At 58.7% G+C, this 25,054-nt stretch carries 22 protein-coding genes; 2 read left to right on the forward strand and 20 right to left on the reverse strand.

Going from position 1 to position 25,054, the window contains the following annotated elements; genetic code table 11:
• The 16 genes from CMG77_RS11820 to mnmG form a co-directional block, all read right to left on the reverse strand.
• Window positions 1-1,428, reverse strand: a 1,428-nt coding sequence (locus CMG77_RS11820; RefSeq protein ID WP_286904587.1) for a carbohydate-binding domain-containing protein, incomplete at its 3' end; no start/stop codon positions are given.
• Window positions 1,429-1,520: 92 nt separating this feature from the next.
• Window positions 1,521-2,702: a phospholipase D-like domain-containing protein gene (locus CMG77_RS11825; RefSeq protein ID WP_286904601.1), complete on the reverse strand. Its 1,182-nt coding sequence runs from the start codon at window positions 2,700-2,702 to the stop codon at window positions 1,521-1,523.
• Between the two features lie 309 nt (window positions 2,703-3,011).
• Window positions 3,012-4,382 carry a bifunctional UDP-N-acetylglucosamine diphosphorylase/glucosamine-1-phosphate N-acetyltransferase GlmU gene (gene glmU, locus CMG77_RS11830; RefSeq protein ID WP_286904589.1) on the reverse strand — a complete coding sequence of 457 codons (1,371 nt, stop codon included), beginning with the start codon at window positions 4,380-4,382 and terminating at the stop codon, window positions 3,012-3,014.
• 127 nt (window positions 4,383-4,509) lie between these two features.
• Window positions 4,510-4,941, reverse strand: a complete 432-nt coding sequence (locus CMG77_RS11835) for a F0F1 ATP synthase subunit epsilon (RefSeq protein ID WP_286904591.1) — start codon at window positions 4,939-4,941, stop codon at window positions 4,510-4,512.
• A gap of 54 nt (window positions 4,942-4,995) precedes the next feature.
• A complete protein-coding gene (gene atpD / locus CMG77_RS11840) occupies window positions 4,996-6,381 on the reverse strand; it encodes a F0F1 ATP synthase subunit beta (RefSeq protein WP_286904593.1) in 1,386 nt (461 codons plus the stop codon).
• A 103-nt stretch (window positions 6,382-6,484) separates the two neighbouring features.
• Window positions 6,485-7,351, reverse strand: coding sequence for a F0F1 ATP synthase subunit gamma (atpG, locus tag CMG77_RS11845; RefSeq protein WP_123638757.1), 867 nt, complete (start codon window positions 7,349-7,351; stop codon window positions 6,485-6,487).
• Between the two features lie 52 nt (window positions 7,352-7,403).
• Entirely contained in the window at window positions 7,404-8,948 is a 1,545-nt protein-coding gene (gene atpA / locus CMG77_RS11850; RefSeq protein ID WP_024461768.1) for a F0F1 ATP synthase subunit alpha, read from the reverse strand.
• 16 nt (window positions 8,949-8,964) lie between these two features.
• A complete protein-coding gene (locus CMG77_RS11855) occupies window positions 8,965-9,501 on the reverse strand; it encodes a F0F1 ATP synthase subunit delta (protein ID WP_286804887.1) in 537 nt (178 codons plus the stop codon).
• Window positions 9,502-9,513: 12 nt separating this feature from the next.
• Window positions 9,514-9,984, reverse strand: coding sequence for a F0F1 ATP synthase subunit B (locus tag CMG77_RS11860; protein WP_024461770.1), 471 nt, complete (start codon window positions 9,982-9,984; stop codon window positions 9,514-9,516).
• A gap of 98 nt (window positions 9,985-10,082) precedes the next feature.
• The gene (atpE, locus tag CMG77_RS11865) at window positions 10,083-10,319 is read right to left on the reverse strand and encodes a F0F1 ATP synthase subunit C (protein ID WP_024461771.1); all 237 of its coding nucleotides are present in this window, start codon (window positions 10,317-10,319) and stop codon (window positions 10,083-10,085) included.
• A gap of 48 nt (window positions 10,320-10,367) precedes the next feature.
• Complete coding sequence (gene atpB, locus CMG77_RS11870; RefSeq protein WP_286904595.1) at window positions 10,368-11,300, reverse strand: F0F1 ATP synthase subunit A; 933 nt, start codon at window positions 11,298-11,300, stop codon at window positions 10,368-10,370.
• Window positions 11,301-11,328: 28 nt separating this feature from the next.
• Window positions 11,329-11,847 carry an ATP synthase subunit I gene (locus tag CMG77_RS11875; RefSeq protein ID WP_286904597.1) on the reverse strand — a complete coding sequence of 173 codons (519 nt, stop codon included), beginning with the start codon at window positions 11,845-11,847 and terminating at the stop codon, window positions 11,329-11,331.
• Between the two features lie 68 nt (window positions 11,848-11,915).
• Window positions 11,916-12,818 carry a ParB/RepB/Spo0J family partition protein gene (locus CMG77_RS11880; protein ID WP_024461774.1) on the reverse strand — a complete coding sequence of 301 codons (903 nt, stop codon included), beginning with the start codon at window positions 12,816-12,818 and terminating at the stop codon, window positions 11,916-11,918.
• Between the two features lie 45 nt (window positions 12,819-12,863).
• The gene (locus CMG77_RS11885; protein ID WP_024461775.1) at window positions 12,864-13,664 is read right to left on the reverse strand and encodes a ParA family protein; all 801 of its coding nucleotides are present in this window, start codon (window positions 13,662-13,664) and stop codon (window positions 12,864-12,866) included.
• Window positions 13,665-14,064: 400 nt separating this feature from the next.
• Window positions 14,065-14,703 carry a 16S rRNA (guanine(527)-N(7))-methyltransferase RsmG gene (rsmG, locus tag CMG77_RS11890; protein ID WP_286904598.1) on the reverse strand — a complete coding sequence of 213 codons (639 nt, stop codon included), beginning with the start codon at window positions 14,701-14,703 and terminating at the stop codon, window positions 14,065-14,067.
• On the reverse strand, window positions 14,700-16,595 hold the full coding sequence (gene mnmG / locus CMG77_RS11895) for a tRNA uridine-5-carboxymethylaminomethyl(34) synthesis enzyme MnmG (RefSeq protein WP_286804895.1): 1,896 nt from the start codon (window positions 16,593-16,595) through the stop codon (window positions 14,700-14,702). The genes rsmG and mnmG overlap by 4 nt, the downstream gene beginning before the upstream one ends.
• A 673-nt stretch (window positions 16,596-17,268) precedes the next feature.
• On the opposite strand from mnmG, the gene CMG77_RS11900 reads away from it, so the two are divergent.
• Entirely contained in the window at window positions 17,269-17,829 is a 561-nt protein-coding gene (locus CMG77_RS11900) for a DUF924 family protein (RefSeq protein ID WP_286804896.1), read from the forward strand.
• A gap of 208 nt (window positions 17,830-18,037) precedes the next feature.
• Window positions 18,038-18,274 carry a type II toxin-antitoxin system RelE/ParE family toxin gene (locus tag CMG77_RS15955; protein WP_353743489.1) on the forward strand — a complete coding sequence of 79 codons (237 nt, stop codon included), beginning with the start codon at window positions 18,038-18,040 and terminating at the stop codon, window positions 18,272-18,274.
• 22 nt (window positions 18,275-18,296) lie between these two features.
• On the opposite strand, the gene CMG77_RS11905 is transcribed toward CMG77_RS15955, so the two are convergent.
• The 4 genes from CMG77_RS11905 to CMG77_RS11920 all read right to left on the reverse strand — a co-directional run bounded on the left by CMG77_RS11905 (window position 18,297) and on the right by CMG77_RS11920 (window position 24,885).
• Window positions 18,297-18,767, reverse strand: a complete 471-nt coding sequence (locus CMG77_RS11905) for a phosphate-starvation-inducible PsiE family protein (protein ID WP_286804897.1) — start codon at window positions 18,765-18,767, stop codon at window positions 18,297-18,299.
• A gap of 185 nt (window positions 18,768-18,952) precedes the next feature.
• Window positions 18,953-21,556 carry an EAL domain-containing protein gene (locus tag CMG77_RS11910; protein WP_286804899.1) on the reverse strand — a complete coding sequence of 868 codons (2,604 nt, stop codon included), beginning with the start codon at window positions 21,554-21,556 and terminating at the stop codon, window positions 18,953-18,955.
• Window positions 21,553-23,427, reverse strand: a complete 1,875-nt coding sequence (ftsH, locus tag CMG77_RS11915) for an ATP-dependent zinc metalloprotease FtsH (protein WP_286804901.1) — start codon at window positions 23,425-23,427, stop codon at window positions 21,553-21,555. Before ftsH ends, CMG77_RS11910 begins: the two co-directional genes overlap by 4 nt.
• 27 nt (window positions 23,428-23,454) lie before the next feature.
• Window positions 23,455-24,885, reverse strand: a complete 1,431-nt coding sequence (locus tag CMG77_RS11920; protein WP_286804903.1) for a phospholipase D-like domain-containing protein — start codon at window positions 24,883-24,885, stop codon at window positions 23,455-23,457.
• Window positions 24,886-25,054: the final 169 nt, after the last annotated feature.

Genomic DNA, 25,054 nt, shown 5'->3' on the forward strand with positions numbered 1-25,054 from the left:
ACCTGCGTCTCCTATGGTGGATGTCAGGTACGGGATTGTGTCACTCAACCGGCCAAGATAGTTGTCGCGGACCGGCCACCGTAATTGTCGCCGAACAATGTGCCTTGCGGCGGCGTACTCGAGAATCTCAATAAAATCGTCCCGGGTGTAATAGCCATTGCCACTGCCACTTTTGTGCGGCCCGGTGCCCAGTTGGGTGAGCAGACAGTCGGTCTCTTCCGGATCAAAGCAGCGTTCGCCCCCAACGTCAGTCAATTCGGGCAGGCCCGGGATTTCCAGGCGCCAGCCTTCGTCCTCGGTCAGGTGCAGATGCAGCTTGTTGAGCTTGTAGCGGCCCATCTGTTCGATCAGGCGCAGGGTCACGGCCTGGCCGTGGAAGTTGCGGCCCATGTCGTAGTGCATCCCTCGCCAACCGGCGCGGGGCGCATCGAGCACGGTGAGATTGGGCAGGGTGACTGAATCACTGTTCATCGTGGCGGGCAACAGCTTCAACAGACTCTGCAGGCCGTAGAAGGCACCGGCATTGTCCCGACCGGTGATGCGGATCTGGTCGTCGTCGATTTCCAGCCGGTAGCTTTCCGCCTGTTCCGGCAGGTCGGTATCCTCTGATTCCACCCTCAGGCTGATAATGGGGCCCGAGACCGACTCATGGTCCGCGGCACTCGGGAATTCGGCATTGAACAGCGTCGAGAGCTGCTCCGCCAGGTAGTCAGCCTCTGAGCTCAGACAACCGGCGTAGTGAATTGTCCAGTCCGGCGAGAGAGTCGCGCTGCCCCAATGGGTTTCCAGGGACAGCGGCTTGGGAATGATGCGCTGGCGCACCGCCTGATCGGACACCCGCTGCGAGTGGATGGTCCGGTTGCGTTCGTAGCGGCGCTCGGCGGTGGCAATCGGCACCTGATCCTGGGCCGAGCGACGCTGCTGGGCCTCCCGGTCGAATACATCGACAAAACGGCTCATGTCTTCGGTGTCGGTATTGGCAAAAACCGCAGGTTCGCTACCCGGGCGATGAATGAAGGCGCGAGGCATAAAGTCGGTATAGGCCGCCATGGCCGAGGAGGGTTGATAGAACAGCTCCAGGGACTCTCCCGGGGCGAGGCCCGGGAAGTCCTCGGTAGGCGCTACCCGGTGTAAATCCCCCTGGACATGGGTCAAATGCAGGCCGGATACGGTGGTGTCACTCACCCGACGCACCGAGTGGAAATACAACCGCCAGTCACCGGTGCCCTCCGGCAGTGCCACGTCGGAACGGTTGTGCAGCCGAATTCGGGCTTCCGGGCCATCTTCCCCGATGTTGCTGACCACGGCAAAACGCCATTCGGTCTGGGCCGCAAATGCCTTTAATTGGGCGTCGCTGAGTGGTTGGGCAAGGCTGCCCACACTGGCAAAAAGCGCGACTGACAGGAGCAGGACGGTACGTACTATCATTATTGATCTCCACTTGGGGCATGGTCCAAGGTGGAGCATAGCCTACAACGGACAACGTTGTCTAACTAATTATGGGTTCTTTCCTGGTTAGGTCAGAAAGTGCTTATCCCAGTTGCCTCCATGGTTCGGTAGAGTAGTCTGGACCACAGACCGTCATCGGCGTAGGCGGCATAGTCCAGGCTGTACTGGTTGCCGGATCGGTTATGCCAACGATCATCAAACCATTGCGCGGCTGCGGTTAACGGCTCAGAGTCGGAAGATCCCCGCAGTACAACGCTGGTTTCGAGATTCAGGTTGTGCAGGTTGCGGCGAGTGAAATTAGTGGAGCCCAACAAAATCCGTGCCTGGCTCCGGGTGTCTTGATGCATCAGCCATTTGGAGTGGCACTGCTCACCGTGTGTGTCACACCACCGCACTTTTACCCCGGCGTTAACCAGCTCTCGGGCGACCGGGCGGTTGGGCACACCATTTTTTTCGCGCCCGAAGGCGTCTTTGTTGGGGTCGAGCAACACCCGCACCTTGACGCCGCGCTGTGCGGCCTCCTGCAGAGCCCGAACCAGGTGTCGGTCCGATAAATAGAACATTGCCAGGTCCAACCGCTCCCCCGCAGCCGCGCCGTTGATGATGGCCAGAGCGGTTCGTTCGACGGCACGCTCAGTCACCACCTGGACCGACAGGGGAGAACCGGCAACCTCACCTTCAGGTCGATCCAGGAACGGCCTGGGCTCGGGTCCGCCGGAGAAGGCAAGCACGGCGGCTTCACTGTCGAGCAGGTCCCACGCCGCCGGACCACCGAAGCGCAAGGCGACATTGCCGTGGGCGCTGCTTCCGTCGTGGGGGTTGGCCGATGTGACCAGGGCGGCCAGCTCGTTGTCGTTATCCGCGATGATCAGTTTTCGATGGTTGGCCTTGAAGTTGATCAACGCCAGGTAACTGCGCAGAGACACCTGACCCTCCCCAAACGGATTAGGTAGCGTATCCGTTTCGGTGTTTCCCCAGGGTTGAATAAAGGGACGCCAGAATGCGGAGTAGAGGGGATTGCTGTCGCGCAGCCTTGTGAGGTCGGTCAAGGTCACCGAGATGCCGGCGGCTTCCAACCGTTGGAAGTGAGGGGAGGGCAGACCACCGTACAAGGTATTTAGGGGATCGCTGATCACCAGAATCTGAATCTGTGGGTGACGGCGTTTTTGGGCGATAAGCCGGTCGGTCAACTCGTCGGACAGCGCCCGGTGAGTGTCGCTCATCTGCCCCTGGTAGGCATTGAACAGAAACATGTCCACAAGAATGAACCGTTCTGCCTGAGCGACCAGACGGAAGANCTCGTCAAAAATGCGCTGCTCGGTCTGTCGTTCACCCTGTTGATCGATATAGGTCCGATCGGCNAGAAACTGGACCNGGGTNGCCCCTCGGGCGGGGGCTTCCANGCTGATACCTTCGGGGAGCGGNCTGAAAGCGCCGTACAGGCCCACCGNCANAACCACAATCAACAGCAGCCCGAANATGCTGCGAAANTGGGNGACGAATGATCGCCCCCGGTACCCATTTAGCCATTGATATNGCGTCCTTTCNGGTGACTCTTTGAGTCAGTCTTTTTTACTCGGTCTCTGCCAGCCCTGAATGTTNCGCTGNCGNCCGCGGGCNATCGCCANNTCCTCATCGGGAACGTCTTTGGTGATGATCGACCCNGCACCCACCGTNGTGTTCTTGCCCAACTTGACCGGCGCCACCAGCGCGCTGTTGGAACCGATAAANGCATTGTCCCCGATTTCCGTGAGGAATTTGTTGACCCCGTCGTAGTTACAGGTAATCGTGCCGGCGCCGACATTCACACCGGAGCCGACCTTGCTGTCGCCGATGTAGCTNAGATGGTTGACCTTACTGCCTTCGCCAATGGTCGCTTTCTTGATTTCCACAAAGTTGCCGACCTTGGCNCCATCGGCNAGNAAGGTNCCNGGGCGCAGACGCGCNAAGGGCCCGATGGCGCANTGGCTGGATACCCGTGCNCCCTCAATCACCGAGTTGGCTTTGACTTCAGTGCCCGCGCCGATCACGCAGTCTTTCAGGTAGCAGTTGGGTTCAAGGTGCACGCCATCTTCCAGCATGACCTCGCCTTCAAACACGCAGTTCACATCAATGACCACATCCCGCCCGACGGTCAGCCNGCCACGGCANTCAAATCGAGCCGGGTCCATCAGNGTGACCCCNTTGACCATCAACTCTTCCGCCTGACGACTCTGGTAGTANCGNTCGAGGGCCGCCTGCTGNTGACGATTNTTGATGCCTTCNACCTCTTCCGGTGTGTNCGGCTGAGCCACATGAATGCCCAGGCCACTTTGGCGCGCCATGGCAATAATGTCGGTCAGGTAGTACTCNCCCTGGGCNTTATCGTTACTCANTGCCGGCANCCACTCGCGCAGGTGTTTGGCTTTNGCNGCCATNATNCCGGTGTTGATTTCAGTGATCNGNCGCTGCTCGTCGTTGGCATCTTTGTATTCAACAATNGCCTCAACCTGGCCGGCGGCATCGCGCAGGATACGTCCGTAGGCTCCCGGGTCGGGAAGNTTCACGGTCAGCAGGCCGATGGTGGTGTCGGTCACCGCCTGGGCCAGCTTTTCCANNGTNGTNGCCTGNGTCAGNGGCACATCNCCGTANAGAATCAGTACCGTCGCGTCNTCACGNAANTGNGGNANGGCCTGGAGCACCGCGTGGCCGGTGCCCAGCTGTTCGNTCTGGGCCACAAAGCGGATNTCGTCGGCCGCCATGCGGGCNTCGACCTGTTCNGCGCCATGNCCCACNACCACCAGAATCTGATCACTGCCCAGNGCCCGGGCGCTGTCGATNACATGCTGNACCANCGGGCGNCCGCCCACGGGATGAAGCACNTTGGGCANGTTCGANCGCATNCGGGTGCCTTTACCGGCAGCGAGAATNACGATATCAAGGGGGGTGGTCATGCGGCGACTCCTTCAACAAACCGTTGATCAGGACAAATTAGGGGGAACAATCGTAGTGTNACGGACGTAAAAAAAGGGCGGCCGNNCAGCCACCCTTTTCTGTTGCCAATGCCATGCACGGCGAGGCCTACTTGTTGCTGCCCAACTTCTTGCGAATGGACTGCAGNGTACGCAATTGAGCGGCGGCTTCCGCCAACTGNACCGCGGCCTTGGAGTAGTCGATCTCGCCAGACTGGTTGGTGAGNTCTTTCTGGGCGGNTTCTTTGGCTTCCTGGGCGGCTGCTTCATCCATATCATCAGCGCGCAGGGCGGTATCCGCCAACACGGTGACGTGGTAAGGCTGCACTTCCAGATAACCACCGGAAACGTAGTAAATCTCTTCCTCACCATTGTCCTTGACGATGCGCACCGGGCCCGGCTCNAGGCCGGTCAGCAAAGGAGCGTGACCATAGGTCACACCCAGGTCACCCAGNGNACCGGTGGCCACGATCATCTTCACCAACCCGGAGAAGATTTCCCGCTCTGCACTGACAATATCGCAGTGAACTGTCATAGCCATATTTCTGCCTCTAACGCTTCAGGGCCAGTGGCCCGGCANTGCCGGGCCGGCGGGTTACTTTTTCTTGGCCTTGTTGGCTTTCTCGATGGCTTCTTCNATGGTNCCAACCATGTAGAACGCCTGNTCCGGCAGATCATCGTACTCGCCGTCNAGAATGCCTTTAAAGCTGCGAATGGTGTCCTTGAGNGACACGTAAACGCCCGGAGAACCGGTGAACACTTCGGCCACGTGGAACGGCTGGGACAGGAAACGCTCGATTTTACGGGCCCGGGATACGGTCAGCTTGTCCTCTTCTGACAGCTCATCCATACCCAGAATNGCGATGATGTCCTTCAGCTCTTTATAGCGCTGCAGTACGGTCTGAACACCGCGAGCCACTTCNTAGTGCTCCTGACCAATGATCAGCGGGTCCANCTGACGAGAGGTGGAGTCCAGCGGNTCAATGGCCGGNTANATACCNTTNGAGGCAATNTCNCGGCTCANTACNACNGTNGANTCCAGGTGNGCNAANGTNGTCGCCGGAGACGGGTCAGTCAGGTCATCCGCGGGTACGTATACGGCCTGNACNGAGGTAATGGAGCCGGTCTTGGTGGAGGTAATACGCTCCTGCAGAACACCCATCTCTTCAGCCAGNGTCGGCTGATAACCTACNGCGGACGGCATACGACCCAGCAGCGCCGATACTTCGGTNCCCGCCAGGGTGTANCGGTAGATGTTNTCGATNAACAGCAGAACGTCCTTACCTTCGTCGCGGAACTTCTCGGCCATGGTCAGNCCGGTCAGCGCAACACGCAGACGGTTACCCGGTGGCTCGTTCATCTGGCCGTAAACCATCGCTACCTTGTCNACAACCTTGGAGTCGGTCATTTCGTGGTAGAANTCGTTACCTTCACGGGTACGCTCACCNACACCNGCGAANACCGACAGACCAGAGTGCTCTTTNGCGATGTTGTTGATCAGNTCCATCATGTTCACGGTCTTGCCCACACCGGCACCACCGAACAGACCAACCTTACCACCCTTGGCGAACGGGCATACCAGGTCGATCACCTTGATGCCGGTTTCCAGCAGCTCGTTGGACGCGGCCAGTTCTTCGTACGCCGGGGCATCGCGGTGAATCTGCATGCGCTCGTCTTCACCGATGGGGCCGGCTTCATCAATCGGGTCGCCCAGTACGTTCATGATACGACCCAGGGTTTTGGTGCCCACCGGAACCTTGATCGGCTCCTTGGTGTTGCTCACATCCAGACCACGACGCAGACCTTCAGAGGAGCCCAGGGCAATGGTGCGTACCACGCCGTCGCCCAGTTGCTGCTGCACTTCCAGAGTCAGGTCTTGCTCGGTGACTTTCAGTGCATCATAGATTTGCGGCACGGCATCGCGCGGGAATTCCACGTCGATCACGGCGCCGATAATTTGTACGATACGTCCGCTACTCATTTCCGGTTCCTCTTGGTTTCAGATCCGGCCGACTGTCAGTGAATGACGAGGGCAGCCTGAGACTGAAGGTTTTAACTCAAAAAAGGGTTCTCAGCTCTGGGCCTTAAGAGGCCACGGCGGCGGCACCGCCCACAATTTCCGACAGCTCCTGGGTAATCGCGGCCTGACGGGCTTTGTTGTACACCAGTTGCAGGTCACTGATCAGGTCACCGGCGTTGTCGGTGGCGCTCTTCATGGCCACCATACGCGCGGCCTGCTCACAGGCGCCGTTTTCAACCACGGCCTGATACACCTGAGACTCGATATAACGAATCAGCAGACCGTCGAGCAGTTGCTCGGCGTCCGGCTCGTACAGGTAATCCCAGTGGTGCTGAAGCTTTTGGTCTTCTTCGGCCACCAGTGGCAACAACTGCTGAACTTCAGGTTGCTGAGTCATGGTGTTGATGAATTCGTTACCGACCAGGTAAAGCTTGTCGATCTTGCCTTCGCCAAACGCGTCCAGCATGACCTTGACGCTGCCAATCAGGGAAGCGACGGTCGGCGCCTCACCCAGATCGCGTGCGCTGGCTACCACATTGCCGCCGTGGCTGTTGAAAAACGCACCGGCTTTGGCACCCAGCAAGCAAAGATCCACTGCGACACCTTGGTCGGACCAGGACTTCATGGACTTGAGTGCGGCCTTGAACACGTTGACGTTCAGGCCACCACACAGACCGCGGTCACTGGAGACAATGATGTAGCCCACCCGTTTGACTTCGCGCTCTTCCATGTAGCGGTTCTTGTATTCGGGGTTGGCGTTGGCCAGGTGACCGACCACGGCACGCATGCGCTGGGCATAGGGCTTGCCCCGCTCCATACGCTCCTGAGCTTTACGCATCTTACTCGCGGCGACCATTTCCATCGCGCTGGTAATTTTCTGCGTGCTTTTAATGCTCGAAATCTGCGTCCGAATCTCTTTTGCGCCTGCCATACTCAAAGGCCCTCAAGCGTGAATGAAGCGGTGCCTTTCGGCACCGCCGGTCTTACCAGGTCTGGGTGGATTTGAACTTGTCCACCAGGGCTTTCATCTTGCCTTGCAGCTCATCGTTCCAGTTGCCGGTTTCGTTGATTTCTTTCAACAGGTCGGCACCTTCACTTTCAGCGTAGGAGAGCAGGGCACTTTCAAAGTCCAGAACCTTGTTTACTTCCACGTCTTGCAGATAGCCTTCGTTGGCGCAGAACAGAACCAGCGCCATCTGGGCGATGCTCATCGGCGAGTACTGGTTTTGCTTCATCAGCTCGGTCACGCGCTCACCGTGCTCCAGCTGAGCCTTGGTGGCTTCATCCAGATCAGAGGCAAACTGGGAGAAAGCCGCCAGTTCGCGGTACTGAGCCAGAGCGGTACGAATACCACCGGACAGTTTCTTGATCACTTTGGTCTGTGCGGAACCACCTACACGGGATACCGAGATACCGGCGTTCATCGCCGGACGGATGCCCGAGTTGAACATCGAGGTTTCCAGGAAGATCTGACCGTCGGTAATGGAGATCACGTTCGTCGGTACGAACGCCGATACGTCACCGGCCTGGGTTTCAATGATCGGCAGCGCGGTCAGTGAGCCGGTTTTGCCTTTCACTTCACCATTGGTGAACTTCTCGACGTAATCGGCACTGACTCGTGCAGCGCGCTCAAGCAGACGCGAGTGCAGGTAGAATACATCACCCGGGTAGGCTTCACGGCCCGGCGGACGACGCAGCAGAAGGGAGATCTGGCGATAGGCCCAGGCCTGCTTGGTCAGGTCATCATAGATGATCAGTGCGTCCTGACCGCGGTCGCGGTAGTACTCACCAATGGTACAACCGGCGAAGGCCGCCAGGTATTGCATGGCCGCCGGATCCGAAGCGGTGGCAGCCACCACAACGGTGTGATCCATGGCGCCGTGCTCTTCCAGCTTGCGAACCACGGACGCAATGGAGGACGCCTTCTGGCCGATGGCCACGTAGATACACTTAATGCCGGAGTCTTTCTGGTTGATGATGGCGTCCACCGCAATGGCGGATTTACCGATCTGACGGTCACCAATGATCAGCTCACGCTGACCGCGACCGATCGGCACCATGGAGTCAACCGCTTTCAGACCCAGTTGAACCGGCTGGTCAACGGACTGACGCCAGATAACACCGGGAGCCACTTTTTCAATGGCGTCGGTTTCTTTGGTGTCAACCGGACCCTTACCATCGATCGGGTTACCCAGTGCATCGATNACGCGGCCTTCCAGCTCGGGGCCTACCGGCACCTCCAGAATACGACCGGTGCACTTACAGGTCTGGCCTTCGGCCACACCCAGGTAGTCGCCCAGAATTACNGCACCGACGGAGTCGCGCTCCAGGTTCAGTGCCATACCGAAACGACCGCCTTCAAATTCGATCATCTCGCCGTACATCACGTCCATCAGGCCGTGAATACGCACGATGCCGTCGGACACGGAAACCACCGTGCCCTGGTTGCGGGCTTCGGCGGACACATCGAGTTTGTCGATGCGCTGCTTGATAATGTCGCTAATCTCGGATGGATTCAGCTGCTGCATGCTTTTTTCCTCAATCCTACGAATTGATTGCTTTGGCGAGTTTTTCTAACCGACCGCGCATCGAGCCGTCGATGACCAAATCACCTGCTTTAACGATAACGCCCGCCAGAAGCTGTTCGTCGACCTGGGCCCGGACGCTGATTTTGCGCTTGAGCTTGTCGCTGAGAGCCTGAGCCAGTTTTTCCTGCTCGGCATCCGCCAGGGTGAAGGCGGTGGTCAGCTCGACATCCACCGACTGCTCCTGGGCGTGCTTGAACGCCTCGAACAGTTGCTGAATTTCCGGCAACAAAATCAGACGCTTGTTCTGGGCCAGAAGCTGAACGTAGTTGCGCACTGGCTGGCTCAGTTCGTCACCGCAGGCCTCGATCAGAACATCGGCCTGTTGTTGGGCCGACAGTGACGGTGACGCGATACGATCGGCCATGGTGCCGTATTGGCTGGCGCCGGCCAGAGTCGCCAGTTGCTGGGCCCAACCGCTCAGATCCTGTGCGTCCAGCGCGTATTGAAACGCCGCTTTGGCATAGGGTCGGGCGAGGGTAGTCAGTTCAGCCACAGTTCACCTCACTTAAAGATTGGCAGCCAGTTTGTCGATCATGGACTTGTGCTTGGACTCGTCAATTTCCGCTTCCAGCACTTTCTGTGCACCGAGCAGAGCCAACTGGGACACTTGGCCACGCAGCTTCTCTTTGGCACGGTTCACTTCCTGCTCCACTTCGGCTTCGGCCGCGGACCGGATACGCTCGGCTTCTACCCGAGCCTGGTCTTTGGCTTCTTCAACAAGCTTGGCGGCGCGCTTATTGGCGGACTCGACGATACCGGCCGCTTCCTGTTTGGCTTCGCGCAGNGTCTTGGCGGCTTTTTCTTTCGCCAGTTCCAGATCCTTGTCGGCGCGATCCGCGGCGGCCAGGCCATCCGCAATGCGCTTCTGACGCTCGGCCATTGCGTCGGTGATGAACGGCCACACGTACTTCATGCAGAACAGCACGAAGAAAATAAACGCGATGGACTGTCCGATTAGGGTCAAATTAATGTTCACGCCGATAACCTCTGTTCCAGTAACGCTTTTGGCTTTAACCGTGTGCGGNTCACAACCGGTGATGCANACGGATCGGGTNTCTGGGAGTTCGCGAGGTCTTACGCCAGGCCCGGTACGGTAACGAACAGGATGTACATGGCGATACCTACACCAATCATCGGAACGGCGTCCAACAGACCGGCGATCAGGAACATTTTGCCCTGCAGCATCGGAGCCAGTTCCGGCTGACGAGCGGAACCTTCCAGCAGCTTACCGCCCAACAGAGCGAAGCCGATAGCGGTACCCAGTGCGCCCAGGCCAATCAACAGTGCAACAGCAATCAGTGCCATACCCATGGTAGTTCTCCTCAGTTTTAAAAAAAGATAAGTGAGTTGTTCAAAACGTTAGTGCGTAAACTGGTCTTCGTCTTCCACATGGTGCGCCATGGCCATGTACACGATGGTCAACACCATGAATACGAAGGCCTGCAGGGTAATCACCANAATGTGGAACACCGCCCAACCCCACTGCAGGAAGCCGCCGAAAATACCGATGATCAGGCCGGCGGAATACATGGTGGCGATCAGGATAAAAATCATTTCACCCGCATAGAGGTTGCCGAACAGTCGCAGGCCCAGAGAAATCGGNTTGGCGATCAGGGCAATGGACTCCAGNGCAAAGTTGATCGGAATCAGCAGCAGGTTCACATACCACTTGTCGGTATGGAAAGGGTGCAGGGTCAGTTCTTTGACGAACCCCATAAAGCCTTTTTTGACGATACTGAAGCCGATCATCAGCAGGAATACGGTAAAGCCCATGGACAGGGTGATGTTCGGATCGGTGGTGGGCACGATCTTGAAGTAGAAGTGACTGTCGCCGGCGATCCACATGGCCAGGGANGGAATCCAGTCCACCGGCACCAGGTCCATCAGGTTCATCAGGAACACCCAGACAAANATGGTCAGGGCGAGCGGGGCGATCATGGCGTTTTTGTGCTGGAAGCCGTCTTTGACGGTTTTGTCGATGAACTCGATGATGATTTCAACAAAGTTCAGCAGACCGGTGGGAACCCCCGCGTGGGCNTTTTTGGCCGCCCAGCGGAAAACGCCGATAAACAACAGACCGAGACCGATGGACCAGGCCATGGAGTCGAGGTGAATGGCATTGAATCCCATNGCAGACATGGCTTCGGAACATTTGGCCACCGTCCAGCCGGTGGTTTCCTGCACCTGATAGCCGTCACAGTAGGAGCCTTCCGGCAGTTTGCCATAGGTCCAGTTGGTCAGGTGGTGCTGAATATACTCGGTAGTTGTGGGAGTGTACTCTTCCGCTGCCATCCAAATAGTCTCTTTGTGTGAGTTCAACCTAGCCCTGGTGACGCGCCAGGGTGCGGGCGGTGACCAGACTGGCGCCCANGTGTGCACCGGCAAATGCGATAAAAAATGCCGCCAGATGAATCTCTTTCACCTGCATAAACACAGCCGNAAACAGTGCCGCCGTGAGTAAAAACTTGATGGTTTCCGCCCGGTAAATGGCTTGCACCGCGGCTCCGGACTGCCGGGCACCGCCCAAGCGGCGNAAACTGTACCAGGCAAAACAGGCGCCNGGGAGNGCGCTGACCGCAATNCCCCAGAGCNCTGACAGGCCCAGTCGGNTCTCAAACAGCCAAATGCCCCCNGCNGCGATGAACAGCAGCAGCCAGAACAACAACAAGCGNGAAAGAACCGGAGGCCGGGCAATCGACTGTGGTCGGCGCTGTCGTGATGGCGTGGCGTTTATCAAAAGCTCGTCTGTTCGACCTGAGTGTCCAGCCCAGACGCCAAGCGACCGGGCCGCAGCATTATAGGGATAAAGCCCCCCCGCTTCAACCTGAGTCGGAAGCATTTACAACGCCGCTAATTATCGGATAATTCTCACTTTTTGCCGTTTTGACCGATTACTCAAAAAACTCGCTATTTGATGTGAGCGAGAATGCCGTCGAGCTCGTCCAGATTGTTGTAATTGATTACCAGCTTGCCTTTGCCCTTGGCCGTGTGTTGAATGGCCACACCGGCGCCCAATGTCTCCGAAAGCTGCTCCTCCAGGCGGCGAATATCCGCCGAGGGTGCGGCCGGTTTTACCGTATTCTTGTGCTTCTGCTCCTGAAGATTGCGTACCAGGGTCTCGGTTTGCCGGACCGATAGGGCCTTGCCGACCACCTGACGGGCCGCCACCCGCTGATCTTCGGGCTCCAGAGTGAGCAGGGCCCGGGCGTGGCCCATTTCCAGGTCGCCATGCTCGAGCATGGTTTTGACTTCCTCGGTCAGGGCAATCAGGCGCAACAGGTTGGTCACCGTGGTGCGGGATTTGCCTACCGCCTGGGCCACTTCGCCCTGGGTCAGCTCAAATTCTTCCTGCAGCCGCTTGAGGGCCATGGCCTCTTCGATCGGGTTGAGATCTTCGCGCTGAATGTTTTCGATCAGCGCCATGGCAATGGCCGCTTCATCGGGCACATCCCGGATGACCGCGGGAATCTTGTCCAGACCCGCCAGTTGAGTGGCTCGCCAGCGACGTTCACCGGCGATGATTTCGTATTTTTCCGGGGCGATAAGCCGGACCACGATCGGCTGCATCACGCCCTGGGCTTTGATGGAGTCCGCCAGCTCTTCCAGTGCCTCGGGGTGCATGTCGCGACGGGGCTGGTAGCGCCCGCGCTGAATCATTTCCACCGGAATGTGGGCGAGCCGGCCATCGGCCAGTGCTTCCTCGACGGCCTGGGGCGAATCCGGAGTGGGTGTATCCGCCGGAGCCGGCGTCACGCCCGCCCCCAGAAGGGCATCCAAGCCTTTGCCTAAGCCTTTGCGTTTTCCCGCCATTACCTTGCCCTGCTGATGATTTGCTGTAATTCAGTGATGGTTGCTTCAGGAGTGCGCTGCGTGAGCAGCGGCCTTCTCGTCGTTTTCGTTGCGCCGGATGATTTCCCCCGCCAGTGCCAGGTAGGCGATTGCCCCCTTGGATTGGCGGTCGTAGCTGAGCACCGGCTGCCCGTAACTGGGCGCTTCGGCCAGACGCACGTTGCGCGGAATGCAGGTCCGGTAGAGCCGGTCGCCAAAGTGCTGGGAGAGCTGGGCGGAAACGTCGTTGGTCAGGCTGTTGCGCGGGTCGTACATGGTGCGCAGCAGGCCTTCGATTTTCAGGTTGGGGTTGAGCAGTTCCTGAATTCGGCCAATGGTGTTCATCAGGGCCGAGAGTCCTTCCAGCGCGTAGTATTCACACTGCATGGGGATGATCACGCCGTCGCAGGCGGTCAGGGCGTTGACCGTGAGCATGTTGAGCGAGGGCGGGCAGTCGATGATGATGTAGTCGAATTCGTCTTTGATCGGTTGCAGGCCGTCCCACAGGAGGCGTTCTTTGCCGTCCAGGGAGAGCATTTCCACTTCGGCGGCGGTGAGGTCGCCGTTGGCGGGCAGGAGTTTGAACTGTCCGGATTCGGAGGTCTGCAGGCATTCGCGGGCGTCGGCCCGGCGGGTGAGTACGTCGTAAACGGTCAGTTCCAGTTCGCTTTTGTCCACACCACTGCCCATGGTGGCGTTGCCCTGGGGGTCCAGGTCCACCAGCAGGACGCGTTTTTTCGTCGCCACCAGGGAGGCGGCCAGGTTGACGCAGGTGGTGGTTTTGCCCACCCCGCCTTTCTGGTTGGCTACCGCGTAGATTCGGGTCAAAGCGTTATCCTTTGGATTATTCGAGAAACAGGATCAAAGCCGGGTATTGTGTGGCAAGCGGCCCTCGGGGACAAGTCCGGATTGTTTTTGATGGTGGGCGCATCACGTCCGGGCCGCTGCGGGGTAACCCCTTTCAAGACACGCCGTACATACATCCCTGTAGGCTCGAATCGCCGGTCCCCGGCTCCACGGTCTTGAAAGGGGTTACCCCGCACCGCCCCTCAGTGGTGTGGATCCGGCTGCAAACTGGCGGCAAATGGCATCCGGTCGCGTAGGGCGGGTAAGCGAAGCGCACCCGCCGTAACAGAACTTGATAGACCCTCAAATGCCGGGCGGATAAGTCGCGCAGCGGCGTCTTCCAACTCCCTGCATCGGCCCGGGCGTGATTGCCCTGGACGTACTAACTCAACCTCATCTCCAACAAATGCCGCTCCCCCTCATTGCCGGGGACCTGCAACGGGTGGCTCTGAACCAGCTCAACCCGACCTTCCACTTCCGCCAATTCAGCCTCTGGATACACCCCTTTCATGGCCATAAACAGGCCTCCTGACGAAAGTAAGTGCTCACACCCGGATACCATGTCTGACAGGCTGGCAAAGGCGCGGCTGATCACGATGTCGAACGGTTGGTCGGGCCGGAACTGTTCGACGCGGCGGTTTTCCACCGTGACGTTGTTCAGTTTGAGCAGGGTTTTGATGTGGAAGAGAAAACGGGTTTTCTTGCCGTTGCTGTCGAGCAGGGTGATCTGGCAATCGGGTAGGGCGATGGCCAGGGGGATGCCGGGCAGGCCGCCTCCGGTACCCACGTCGATCAGCCGCCGGGGGGTTCTGGCCTGCACATGGGCCAGTACGCTCAGGCTGTCGAGCAGGTGCCGGTCGAGCATGGCGTCGATGTCGCGTACCGCGGACAGGTTGTAGGCCCGGTTCCACTTGTGGAACTCCTGCAGGTAAGTCAGCAGTTGCTCCGTCTGGTGTTCGGTAATGGTCAGGCCCAGCTCGGCAATGCCCGCCGTCAGCCGGGCCTTCAGGGGTTCGCTCATGAGGCTTGGGAGGTCTCCCGCTGCAGCAGTCCGCGCTTTTTCAGGTGAATCAGCAGCAGCGACACCGCCGCCGGGGTCACGCCCGGTATGCGCGAGGCCCGAGCCAGGGTTTCCGGTCGGGCGGCACTCAGTTTCTGCTTCACTTCGTTGGACAAGCCCTCGACCTTGTCGAAATCGAATTCGGTCGGAATCAGGGTCTGCTCGTGGGCGCGCAGGCGATTGATTTCGTCCTGTTGGCGATCGATGTAGCCCGAATACTTGGCATCTATTTCTACCTGTAGCGCAACGCGCTCATCCGCCACCGGTTCGCCTTTCAGGCCCGCCACGTCGGGGTAGTTCAGCTGCGGGCGCTTGAGCAGTTCAAACAGGCTGTATTCCCGGTTGAGCGGGGCGTCAATTTTGCTTTCCAGTGCCTTGGCGGCGTCGGAACCGGCCTGAACCCAGGTGGTTTTCAGGCGCTCCTGCTCGAGGGCAATGCCATCGCGCTGGCGGCAGAATTGCGCCCAGTGGTCGTCGTCAATCAGGCCCATGGCCCGGGCCTGTTCGGTCAGGCGCAGGTCGGCGTTGTCTTCGCGCAGCAGCAGACGATATTCCGCCCGGCTGGTGAACATCCGGTAGGGCTCCTGGGTGCCCATGGTGATCAGGTCGTCCACCAGCACGCCGATGTAGGCTTCATCGCGGCGTGGGCACCAGGCGTCGAGATCCCGGGCGCGGCGGGCGGCGTTGATGCCCGCGAGCAGCCCCTGGGCGCCGGCTTCCTCGTAGCCGGTGGTGCCGTTGATCTGCCCGGCAAAGTACAGGCCTGAAATGGCCTTGGTTTCCAGGCTGTAATTCAGGTCCTGGGGATTGAAGTAATCGTATTCAATCGCATAGCCCGGGCGGGTGATGTGGGCGTTTTCAAAGCCTTTGATCGAACGCACCAGTTCCAGTTGCACATCGAACGGCAGACTGGTGGAAATGCCATTGGGGTAGAGCTCCCGGGTGTTCAGACCCTCGGGCTCGATAAAGACCTGGTGCGAGGATTTGTCCGCAAACCGATGGATTTTGTCTTCGATCGACGGGCAGTAGCGCGGGCCAATCCCCTCGATCACTCCGGAATACATGGGGGAGCGGTCCAGCCCGCCACGGATGATGTCGTGGGTGCGCTCGTTGGTATGGGTGATCCAGCAGCACACCTGCTGTGGGTGCCAGTCCCGTGAGCCCCGGGCGGACATGACCGGTCTGGGCTCGTCGCCCCATTGCTCCTGAAGCTCACTGAAATCCACACTTTTGGCATCGATTCGCGGCGGGGTGCCGGTTTTCAGGCGATCAACGCGCAGAGGCAGCTCCCGCAAGCGGGCCGCCAGAGTCTGTGCCGGCGGATCACCCGCGCGGCCACCGGCATGGTTTTCCAGACCAATGTGAATCTTGCCGCCAAGGAAGGTCCCGGTCGTCAACACCACGGTAGGCGCCAGAAATTTCAATCCCATCTGGGTGACGACGCCCTCGACGGTGTCACCGTTGACGATCAGATCATCCGCCGCCTGCTGAAAAATACTCAGATTCGGCTGGTTTTCGAGCTGGTTTCGGATGGCGCTTTTGTACAGCGCCCGATCCGCCTGGGCACGGGTCGCGCGCACCGCAGGCCCTTTGCGTGAGTTCAACACCCGGAACTGGATACCGGCACGGTCGGTCGCCATGGCCATGGCGCCACCGAGGGCGTCGATTTCTTTCACCAGATGGCTTTTGCCGATCCCACCAATGGCCGGGTTGCAGGACATTTGCCCCAGGGTATCGACGTTATGGGTGAGCAGGAGGGTTTTACAGCCCATGCGAGCGGCCGCCAGACAGGCTTCGGTGCCGGCGTGACCGCCGCCGATGACGATAACGTCAAAGCGCTCGGGGTAAATCATAACTGGAGGCCTCCGGGGCCGTACCGGTGAAAAAGGGCGAGCATTATAGGGCCTGAATCGGATTTGTACAAAAGTTGTTCAGTTTCTAAACAAAGTCAAATTAATCAGTTATACAAATAAGTATTAAGTAAATAAGTTAATAGATAAGTTAGTTAAGTATTTAATGCTGTTACTACTAATGGTGAGCCAAAATTCTGTGTATAAGTCTGAAAACCGATTTTCAGACAATGACTTACCGAGATAGTAACCCACGGGACAAAGCCCGGGTAAGGGGCTGACAAGCTGACCGCAAGCTGGTGACGAAAAGCCGAGTTATACAGAAAACCGGCAAAGCTCGAGTTATCCCCAATTTCATCGCCAGCTTTTACCCCCAGACGTTCACAGGGTTATCCCCAGATACAGAATGAACTCACGGAAAATCAATCGGTTATGGGGGAAACCTGTGAGTAAGTGTGGATAACCGTTGTAAGTTTACCGTTTGAAGTCGTTTTTACCTGTGGGTAACTATTGTCCACAAGTGTGAATAACTTACGGAGTGGTCGAAAAGGCCGTCTGGGATTGATTACCGTCGAAGGCTGCTATTAAATAAATTGAACGGAGCAATAGCTCAGTCGGTAGAGCAACTGATTCGTAATAGGTCGGAACCGTCTTTGCCCAAGTCCCTGGATAGCCCATGTCCCTGCCCAAAAAGCCACAGAATGCCCGAACGGTATTTCAGTTCTGGTTCGAAGAGCTGATGCCCAGTCAGTGGTTCAAGAAGGATTCCGCGCTGGATGAGGCGATAGACGCCCGGTTTGGACACCTGTTGGAGCAGGCCAAGCGTGGCGAGTTATGGGCTTGGCGAGACACGCCAGAAGGTCGGTTGGCAGAGGTCATCGTGCTCGATCAGTTCTCCCGCAATATCTACCGGGATCGACCGGAGGCGTTCGCTCAGGACGCCCTGGCGCTGGTGTTAGCCCAGGAGGCGGTGCGGCAGGGGGCAGACCACGCGCTGGAGCCACAGGCCAGGGCTTTCTTATATATGCCTTATATGCACAGTGAATCGGCGGTGATTCATCAGCAGGCGCTGACGCTGTTCGATCAGCCGGGATTGGAGAACAGCCTCACGTTCGAAATTCGCCACTGGGAAATCATTGAGCGGTTCGGACGTTATCCTCATCGCAATGAAATACTCGGGAGAGAGAGTACGGAGGAAGAATTGAGGTTTCTACAGGAACCGGGGTCGTCTTTCTGACCGGGTTATTTACCGGTGCAGAATCTAACACACCATTTAAAAACAATAACTTATATACATTTTGGAGCACCTACTGAGTGCAAAAAACTGCGAAAAAGTGCAAATATTTGTCATTTTTTTTCAGAGCCGGCTCCTGATCACCCAATTCCAAACCGGGATAAGTGGGAAACTGGGAACCCTGTATCTGCTTCAATTGTAATATCCGAGCATTGAGGCTGGCTGGTGTTCAATCCGGGTAAACAAACAGTATCGCTTGATTTTTCGCAGGGAAGATGGCACCGCCGAAGATACATATCTAGTGGTCCATGCGGTTAATTCCGTAACTTTCAGAGCTTCTGTGCTGCGCTCGCTTGAATTGGCTACGGCCAGTCCTGCGCTCGCGCGCCTTGCCCACAACGCTTGTGTGACGGCTGAAAGTTACAGAATTAACCGCATGGACCACTAGACTATAAAGAGCCATGGTTCAATCACTCGGTCTTCCGGTCGTCGCGTTCACGCATGAGCCAATAGGTCAGCCCCAACGCCAGTACCGTCCCCGCCAGCACAGCCACTTTGGCAGGATCAACGTCGGGTTCTAGGATGATGAACTTGCGGGCCAGTGCCAGAATCGCGATCAGAATGACGGTCTTGACCTGGATGATGCTTTCCTTGCGCAAAGCCACTTTGACGATCGAATGCTTGAATTCCATCGCGATCAGCAGCGTCATGGTGGCACCGAACACCAGCTGGAAAACCTTATGATCCAGTGGATTCAGCGCATCCATGACGAGCATCGTGAAGACGAGCCGAATCAACTGAATCAGCGAGATCACAATTACCACCGCGATAAGGCCCGAAAGCGTCATGGCAACGACCTGCTCGAAGCGCTCGTAAACCGTCATCAACCGCCACTGGGAGCGCATCTCGTCAAGGGCCTTGTGGTCAGATTCTTTATTCATAAGCGCTGTGCTCTCTCTTTCAATGAAACGTTAATGGAACGGGGTGTCCGATAAGACGACTCGATTACACCTGCATCACCGGGGCAATTGCGAAGCCACCCAGCGCATAATGCCCTGCGCGCCCGTGGCGCCGCCGATGGGTGGATCAGCCTCTTGCACGTCAACCCTTCGTCCCATGCACGGCATCAATCCGGCTTCTGGTCCGGCGGCAGCAATCCCAGCAGATCTGCCTGCAAATGTTGCAACTTGTCGATGCCAGCCCTCAATGCCTCGACACGGCCGGCTTTTTTCATTTCACTCAGGGTGTGCGCTAACTGCTGGATGCTCTGATGCAGGACATCGACCTGATCATCAGGATCCTTGCCGAAGAACGTAGGGCGGCCACTTTGATCCCGCCAGTATTGGAGTGCTTCGGGTTGAGGCGGCACTTGGGTCTTACCTGACAGGTAGTCGATCATCTGGGAAATCCAGACCCGGTGGTCGACGTATGTGAACGGCACGGGCAGCGCGGAGCGACTGTCAGGTTTGAATCCCTTCCAGGATAAGGGTACCTGCCAGGTGTCTAGCCATTGCTCGAATCCATGCGCCGGCATCGGATGCCCGATGGCATAACCCTGGCCCCACTCGCATCCCATACGCAGCAGCATTTCACCATGCTGAATGGATTCGACTCCCTCCGCGATGCAGTTCCTGCCAAACGACCTTGCCAGTGCCAGTAGCGCATCCAGGATGGCGATATCGTCCGGATCCTCGAGCATGTCGCGTATAAAACCTTGGTCGATCTTGAGCAGGTGCGCGGGCAGGCGCTTCAGATAGGCCAGCGATGAATAGCCGCTGCCGAAATCGTCGAGGGCAAAACGCAACCCCATCCTCTCGCACTGCGCCATCAACTGAGACACTTGAACGAAGTCCTCCACGGCGCTGGTTTCGAGGATTTCCAGCTCAAGGTTTTGCGGCTGGGCGCCGGGATGTCGTGACAACATACCACGTAGATGCATGATGAAGTCCGGTTGCAGCAAGTGCCGCGCACCGATATTCACGCTGATCGGGACATGAAGGCCGGCCTTGCGCCAAACTTCGGTCTGGGTCAACGCAGCCTCGATGGTCCATTCCCCCACGTCAATCCCGAGCGGATGGTTCTCAATGATGGGTATGAAGGAGGCAGGAGATAACAAGCCACGCGTCGGATGTTGCCAGCGGATCAAGGCCTCGGCGCCCAGCACCTCACCGGTGCGCATGTTGACCTTAGGTTGGAAATAAAGCAGAAACTGCCCATTGGCAAGTGCATTCTCTATGCTGTCAAATTCTTCGTGACGGGTGCGCAGCGTACGATCCTTCTCCGTATCGAAAACGTGATATCGATTCTTGCCAGCTTGCTTGGCACGATACATAGCCTGATCTGCCTGCCGCAGCAGTTGGTCGGCGTCGATATCTTCGCCTTGCGGGTAGTAGCTCACACCGATACTCGCGCTCACCTCGCACAGTGCGTCACCAATCGGTACGGGCTGTGCAGCCACCTCGATCAGGCGATCGAGAATCGGTACGCTGACGGAAATATCCGGCAGGTCGAGCAGAACAGCGACAAACTCATCACCACCAAGACGGGCCAAGGTATCGTCTTCGCGCAACACCTGCGCCATACGCCTGGACAGGACGGACAGCAATTTGTCGCCGACTGCGTGGCCGTGCTGGTCGTTGACCTTCTTGAATCCATCCAGATCGATAAAGACAACCGCCAGGTGCATGCCACGCCGACGTGTCTGACGAATGGCCTGCTTAAGGCGGTCTCCAAGCAATAGTCGATTGGGCAAGCCGGTGAGCAGGTCGTAATGAGCAACGCGTTCAAGCTGTTGCTGGTTCTCCTTCAGCGCTGTGATGTCGGAAAACATGGCTGCGTAATGCTCGATATGGCCCCGCATATCCGGGACTGCACTGATCGTCAGCAGCGCGGCAAACTGACTGCCGTTCTTGCGTCGGCACCAGAGCTCTCCGTGCCAGTAGTCGTGCTCACGCAGAGCCTGCCAAACGGTCTGATAGAACTCATCGTCATAGCGATCGGACTCGAGCAGACGAGGTGTCTGGCCCACTACTTCCTCCCGCGCATAACCAGTGATCACGGTAAACGCCCGATTGACGTTGACAATGTGGCCTTGAGCGTCCGTAACGAGGATGCCCTCTCCTGCGTGCTCAAAAACTGTTGCCGCAAGGCGAAGCTCTTCCGCGGATCTTCTGCGTGAGGTGACATCATGGATATAGCCGTGCCAGAGGATGCTCCCATCAGGCATGGCTTCAGGCGACGCCTCGCCTTCGACCCAGATCACCCGACCGTCTGGAAACTGCACCCGGTACTCGTCATGCCAAAGCGCGAGTGACTGCCCCGACGCCTGTATGGTTTCATGCACACGGTCGCGGTCTTCAGGATGGAGCGCCGCGAACACAGGAGTGGCATCTTCAACAACATCCTCCGGTGCAACCCCGTATATTTCCTGTATCCTCGCGCTGGCATAAGGGAAGTGCGAGCTGCCGTCCGGACGAAGACGGTATTGGTAAAGCATACCGGGAACGTGGCTGGCCAACTCTTCTCGCTGTAGGCGCATAGCGTTCAGCGCCTGCTCGACCCTCTTGAGATCGGTGATGTCCTCTACCGTCGCTGTGGTCAGCTCGATGGTTTCTCCGGTGAACAGCGGGTGCTGGCACCGCCCGCAATTGGGCTTCTCTGCCAACTTGTTGGCTGGCACGCGATTGATGGATTGGCAGTGTGGGCAGACGATATGAACGCCGTCACTCATGAGGTGGGTCCTTGGGACACAGAGGAAGTCATGGCTCCGGCAGTTGGGCCTGGGGATTCGAGATGTAGCCCTTGCGTCAGTTCCCGGATGCTGTATTCATCCAGCGTTTCCCGTGCGAGCAGTTCGCGCGCGCACCGCTCCAGCACTTCTCGGTTAATTTCGAGAATTCGGTATGCACGTTCAAACACACCCATCACGATGTCACGGATGGCTTGGTCGATGCGTGTCTGAGTCGATTCGGCTACCCGGCAGCCACCCTGTACCAGTTCAGGCGCATCAAGAAAACGCGGCCTCTGTGCCTCAAAAGCAACGTACCCCAAGCCCTCATCCATGCCGAAGCGCGTAATCATGTCGCGGGCGATGTCGGTGGCCCGCGCGAGATCGTCTGAAGCCCCTGTGGACAGCTCGCCAAACACGAGCTTCTCAGCCGCGCGCCCTCCCAGGAGCACGGCGATCTTGTGCTCCAGGTCAGCACGTGTTATCAGAAATCGGTCTTCGGTGGGCCGCTGCAGGGTGTAGCCGAGTGCACCGATGCCACGCGGCACGATTGAAATCTTGTGTACCGGATCGGTGCCGGGCAGCGCCAGCGCCACCAGCGCATGTCCCATCTCGTGATAGGCCACGGTTTCCCGCTCCTTCGGATTGAGCACACGGTTCTTCCTTTCCAGGCCGGCCACGATGCGCTCGATGGCGGCGGTGAAGTCTTGCAGTTCCACAGCTTGCGCCTTGCGCCGCGTCGCGTTCAGCGCTGCTTCGTTCACGAGATTGGCCAGATCAGCGCCGGAAAAGCCGGTGGTCAGCGCCGCCACCTGTTCCAGACCTACACCTTGGGCCAGGGTGATCTTCTTGACATGGACCTTCAGGATATCCAGGCGACCTGTCTTGTCGGGACGGTCCACCAGCACCTGCCGGTCGAAGCGACCGGCGCGAAGCAAGGCCTGATCGAGGATTTCGGGCCGGTTGGTGGCTGCAAGGATGATCAGCCCGACCGAGCTGTCGAAGCCATCCATTTCGGTGAGCAACTGGTTCAGCGTCTGCTCACGCTCGTCGTGTCCGCCGATGGGGCCTCCGGCACCGCGTGCGCGACCCAAAGCATCCAGCTCATCAATGAAGATGATCGCCGGCGCCTGCGCACGCGCCTGTTCGAACAGGTCGCGCACGCGCGCCGCACCCACGCCGACGAACATCTCGACGAACTCCGAGCCTGAGATGGAGAAGAACGGCACCCCGGCCTCACCCGCCACGGCCTTGGCCAGCAGGGTCTTGCCCGTGCCGGGCGGGCCCACCAGCAACACGCCCTTGGGGATGCGCGCTCCGAGCCGTCCATACTCCTGCGGATTCTTGAGGAAATCGCCGATCTCAACCAACTCCGCCTTGGCTTCATCGACGCCAGCGACATCGGCAAAGGTCACGCCAGTGTTCTTCTCCATGAATACCTTGGCACGGCTCTTGCCGATGCTCAGGAAGCCACCCATGCCCTGCTTCGCGGCGAAGCGGCGGAACAGGAAGAACCAGACGCCGAAGAAGGCCACCGCCGGCAGAATCCAGGAGAGCACATCACGCAGCCAGGTGCTTTCCACCACCCGCGTATAGGGCACCTCGTACTTGGACAGCCGCTCGGCCAGGTCGGGTTCGACACGGGTGGCCACGATGGTGGTCTTGCCCCGGCTGTCCGGCGATTTCAGGCGCCCGGTCACCGTGCGGTCCGACACCAGCACTTCGGCGACGCGCCCCTCGGCCAGCGCCTTCTCGAATTCGCTGTAGGGCACGGGCTCGACGGTCTTGGCCGCCTGCCATTGGTTCTGCAGCATCAGCAGCAACAGACCCGCGACGATCCAGTAGCCAATGTTCCATTGATCTTTCTTTTCCATGGGCAGGGTACCTCGCAAGTCGTGTCGCTAGAGAATAGGGGTGAACAGACGGGCCACCCCGTCGCGCAAGCGGATGGCCAGCGGGTGGGCGCGCAACGCCTTCGCCGATATCTCGCCCGAGGCATCACGAGCGGCATCAAAAAGGGATGACAGCCGCGTAGACAACGCGGTGTCGTACACCTCCACATTGAACTCGAAGTTGAGGCGCAAACTGCGCGCATCCCAATTGGCCGAACCCAGGCAGCACCACGCTGCGTCTACCACCATCAGCTTGCTGTGGTCGAACGGGCCAGGCCGTTCGAAGATGCGCACACCATGCTCCAGCACCTGCCAGTAGTGGGCGCGCGCGGCCCATTGCACCGTGGGATGGTCGCCGTTTGCGGGCGTTAGCACGTCGATACGCACGCCGCGCAACGCGGCCGTGCTTAGCGCCGCGATCATCGGCTGATCGGGGACGAAGTAAGGTGTCCAGATGCGCACCGAATGCTTCGCCGCGCTCAAAGCGCCCATGAAGGTCCAGCGCATCCTGTCCAGGGCCTCATCGGGACCGGCCTCTATGCCGCGCGCCCAAGAGGTTCCTTGCTCATCAGCCGTTGCGGGCGGTTCGCCCCAGAAACCCTTGCTGAGCCGCTCGCCCGTGGTATCGCACCAATCATCAGTGAAGTTCCGCATCAGATGCTCTACCACCAGCCCGCGCAGACGAAAGTGCAAATCGTGACAGGCCTGGCCCGGTGCATCGGGCCGCCAATACGGGCTGGAGATATTCATGCCGCCGGTGAAACCCGTCTCGCCATCGATCACCAGCAGCTTGCGGTGATTGCGCAGATGCGCGGCATGCAGGCGCGCGGGAATCAATGTCGGGTTGAACGTCGCCACCGGAACGCCGGCGCGCTGCAAGGCACGGTAGGCGCTGCCGGGCGTCCAGCGGGCATAGACATCGTCGATCAGCACCCGCACTTGCACGCCGCGCTCATGAGCCCGGCGCAGCGCATCGACGAACTGCGCCCCGATGCCTTGGCCGTCGAAGATGTACGAAGCCAGCGCGACGCTGTGCCGCGCCGATTCGATGGCAGCGAGCATGGCCGGGTAGGCCTGCTCGCCATCGACAAGCGGCTCAATACGGTTGCCGCCGGTCAGCGACTGGCCGGTGGCGCGTCCCACCAGGTGGGCCAGACCGGCAAGTGGCGGCGATACAGCGTCGGGTATCGTGGGCGAGAGGTCCTGTCGAACAGCAGGATCTGCCCCCGGGAAGAGCCGCCGCGCCCGCCGCTGGTAACGGTTGATGCCGAATAGCCCATACAGCAGCGAACCGCCCAGCGGCAACAAGGCGATCAGCAGTACCCACAGCGTGGCCGATCGAGGGTCACGCTTGTAGATGACCGCGTGCCCCGCTGTGGGGATAGCGACCGCCAGCGACACGAGGGTGGCTGCCCATGTCAGCCCGCTGGGGTCGGACACGACAGCCTCCCATCGCTCAAGATTCGCCGCCCGCCGGCTTCTTCTTGCGCGCAGGCTTGCTCGCGTCGCCAGGCGGTGCCTCGGCCACGTTCGCGGCATCGGGCTTTTCAGGCTCGGCCGGCTGCGCGGGTGGCTCCTGGCGCTCGAAGACCACCCGTTCGGCCTTGTC

Origin of the sequence: Marinimicrobium sp. (assembly GCF_002695945.1) — a bacterium.
GTDB lineage: Bacteria > Pseudomonadota > Gammaproteobacteria > Pseudomonadales > Cellvibrionaceae > Marinimicrobium > Marinimicrobium koreense.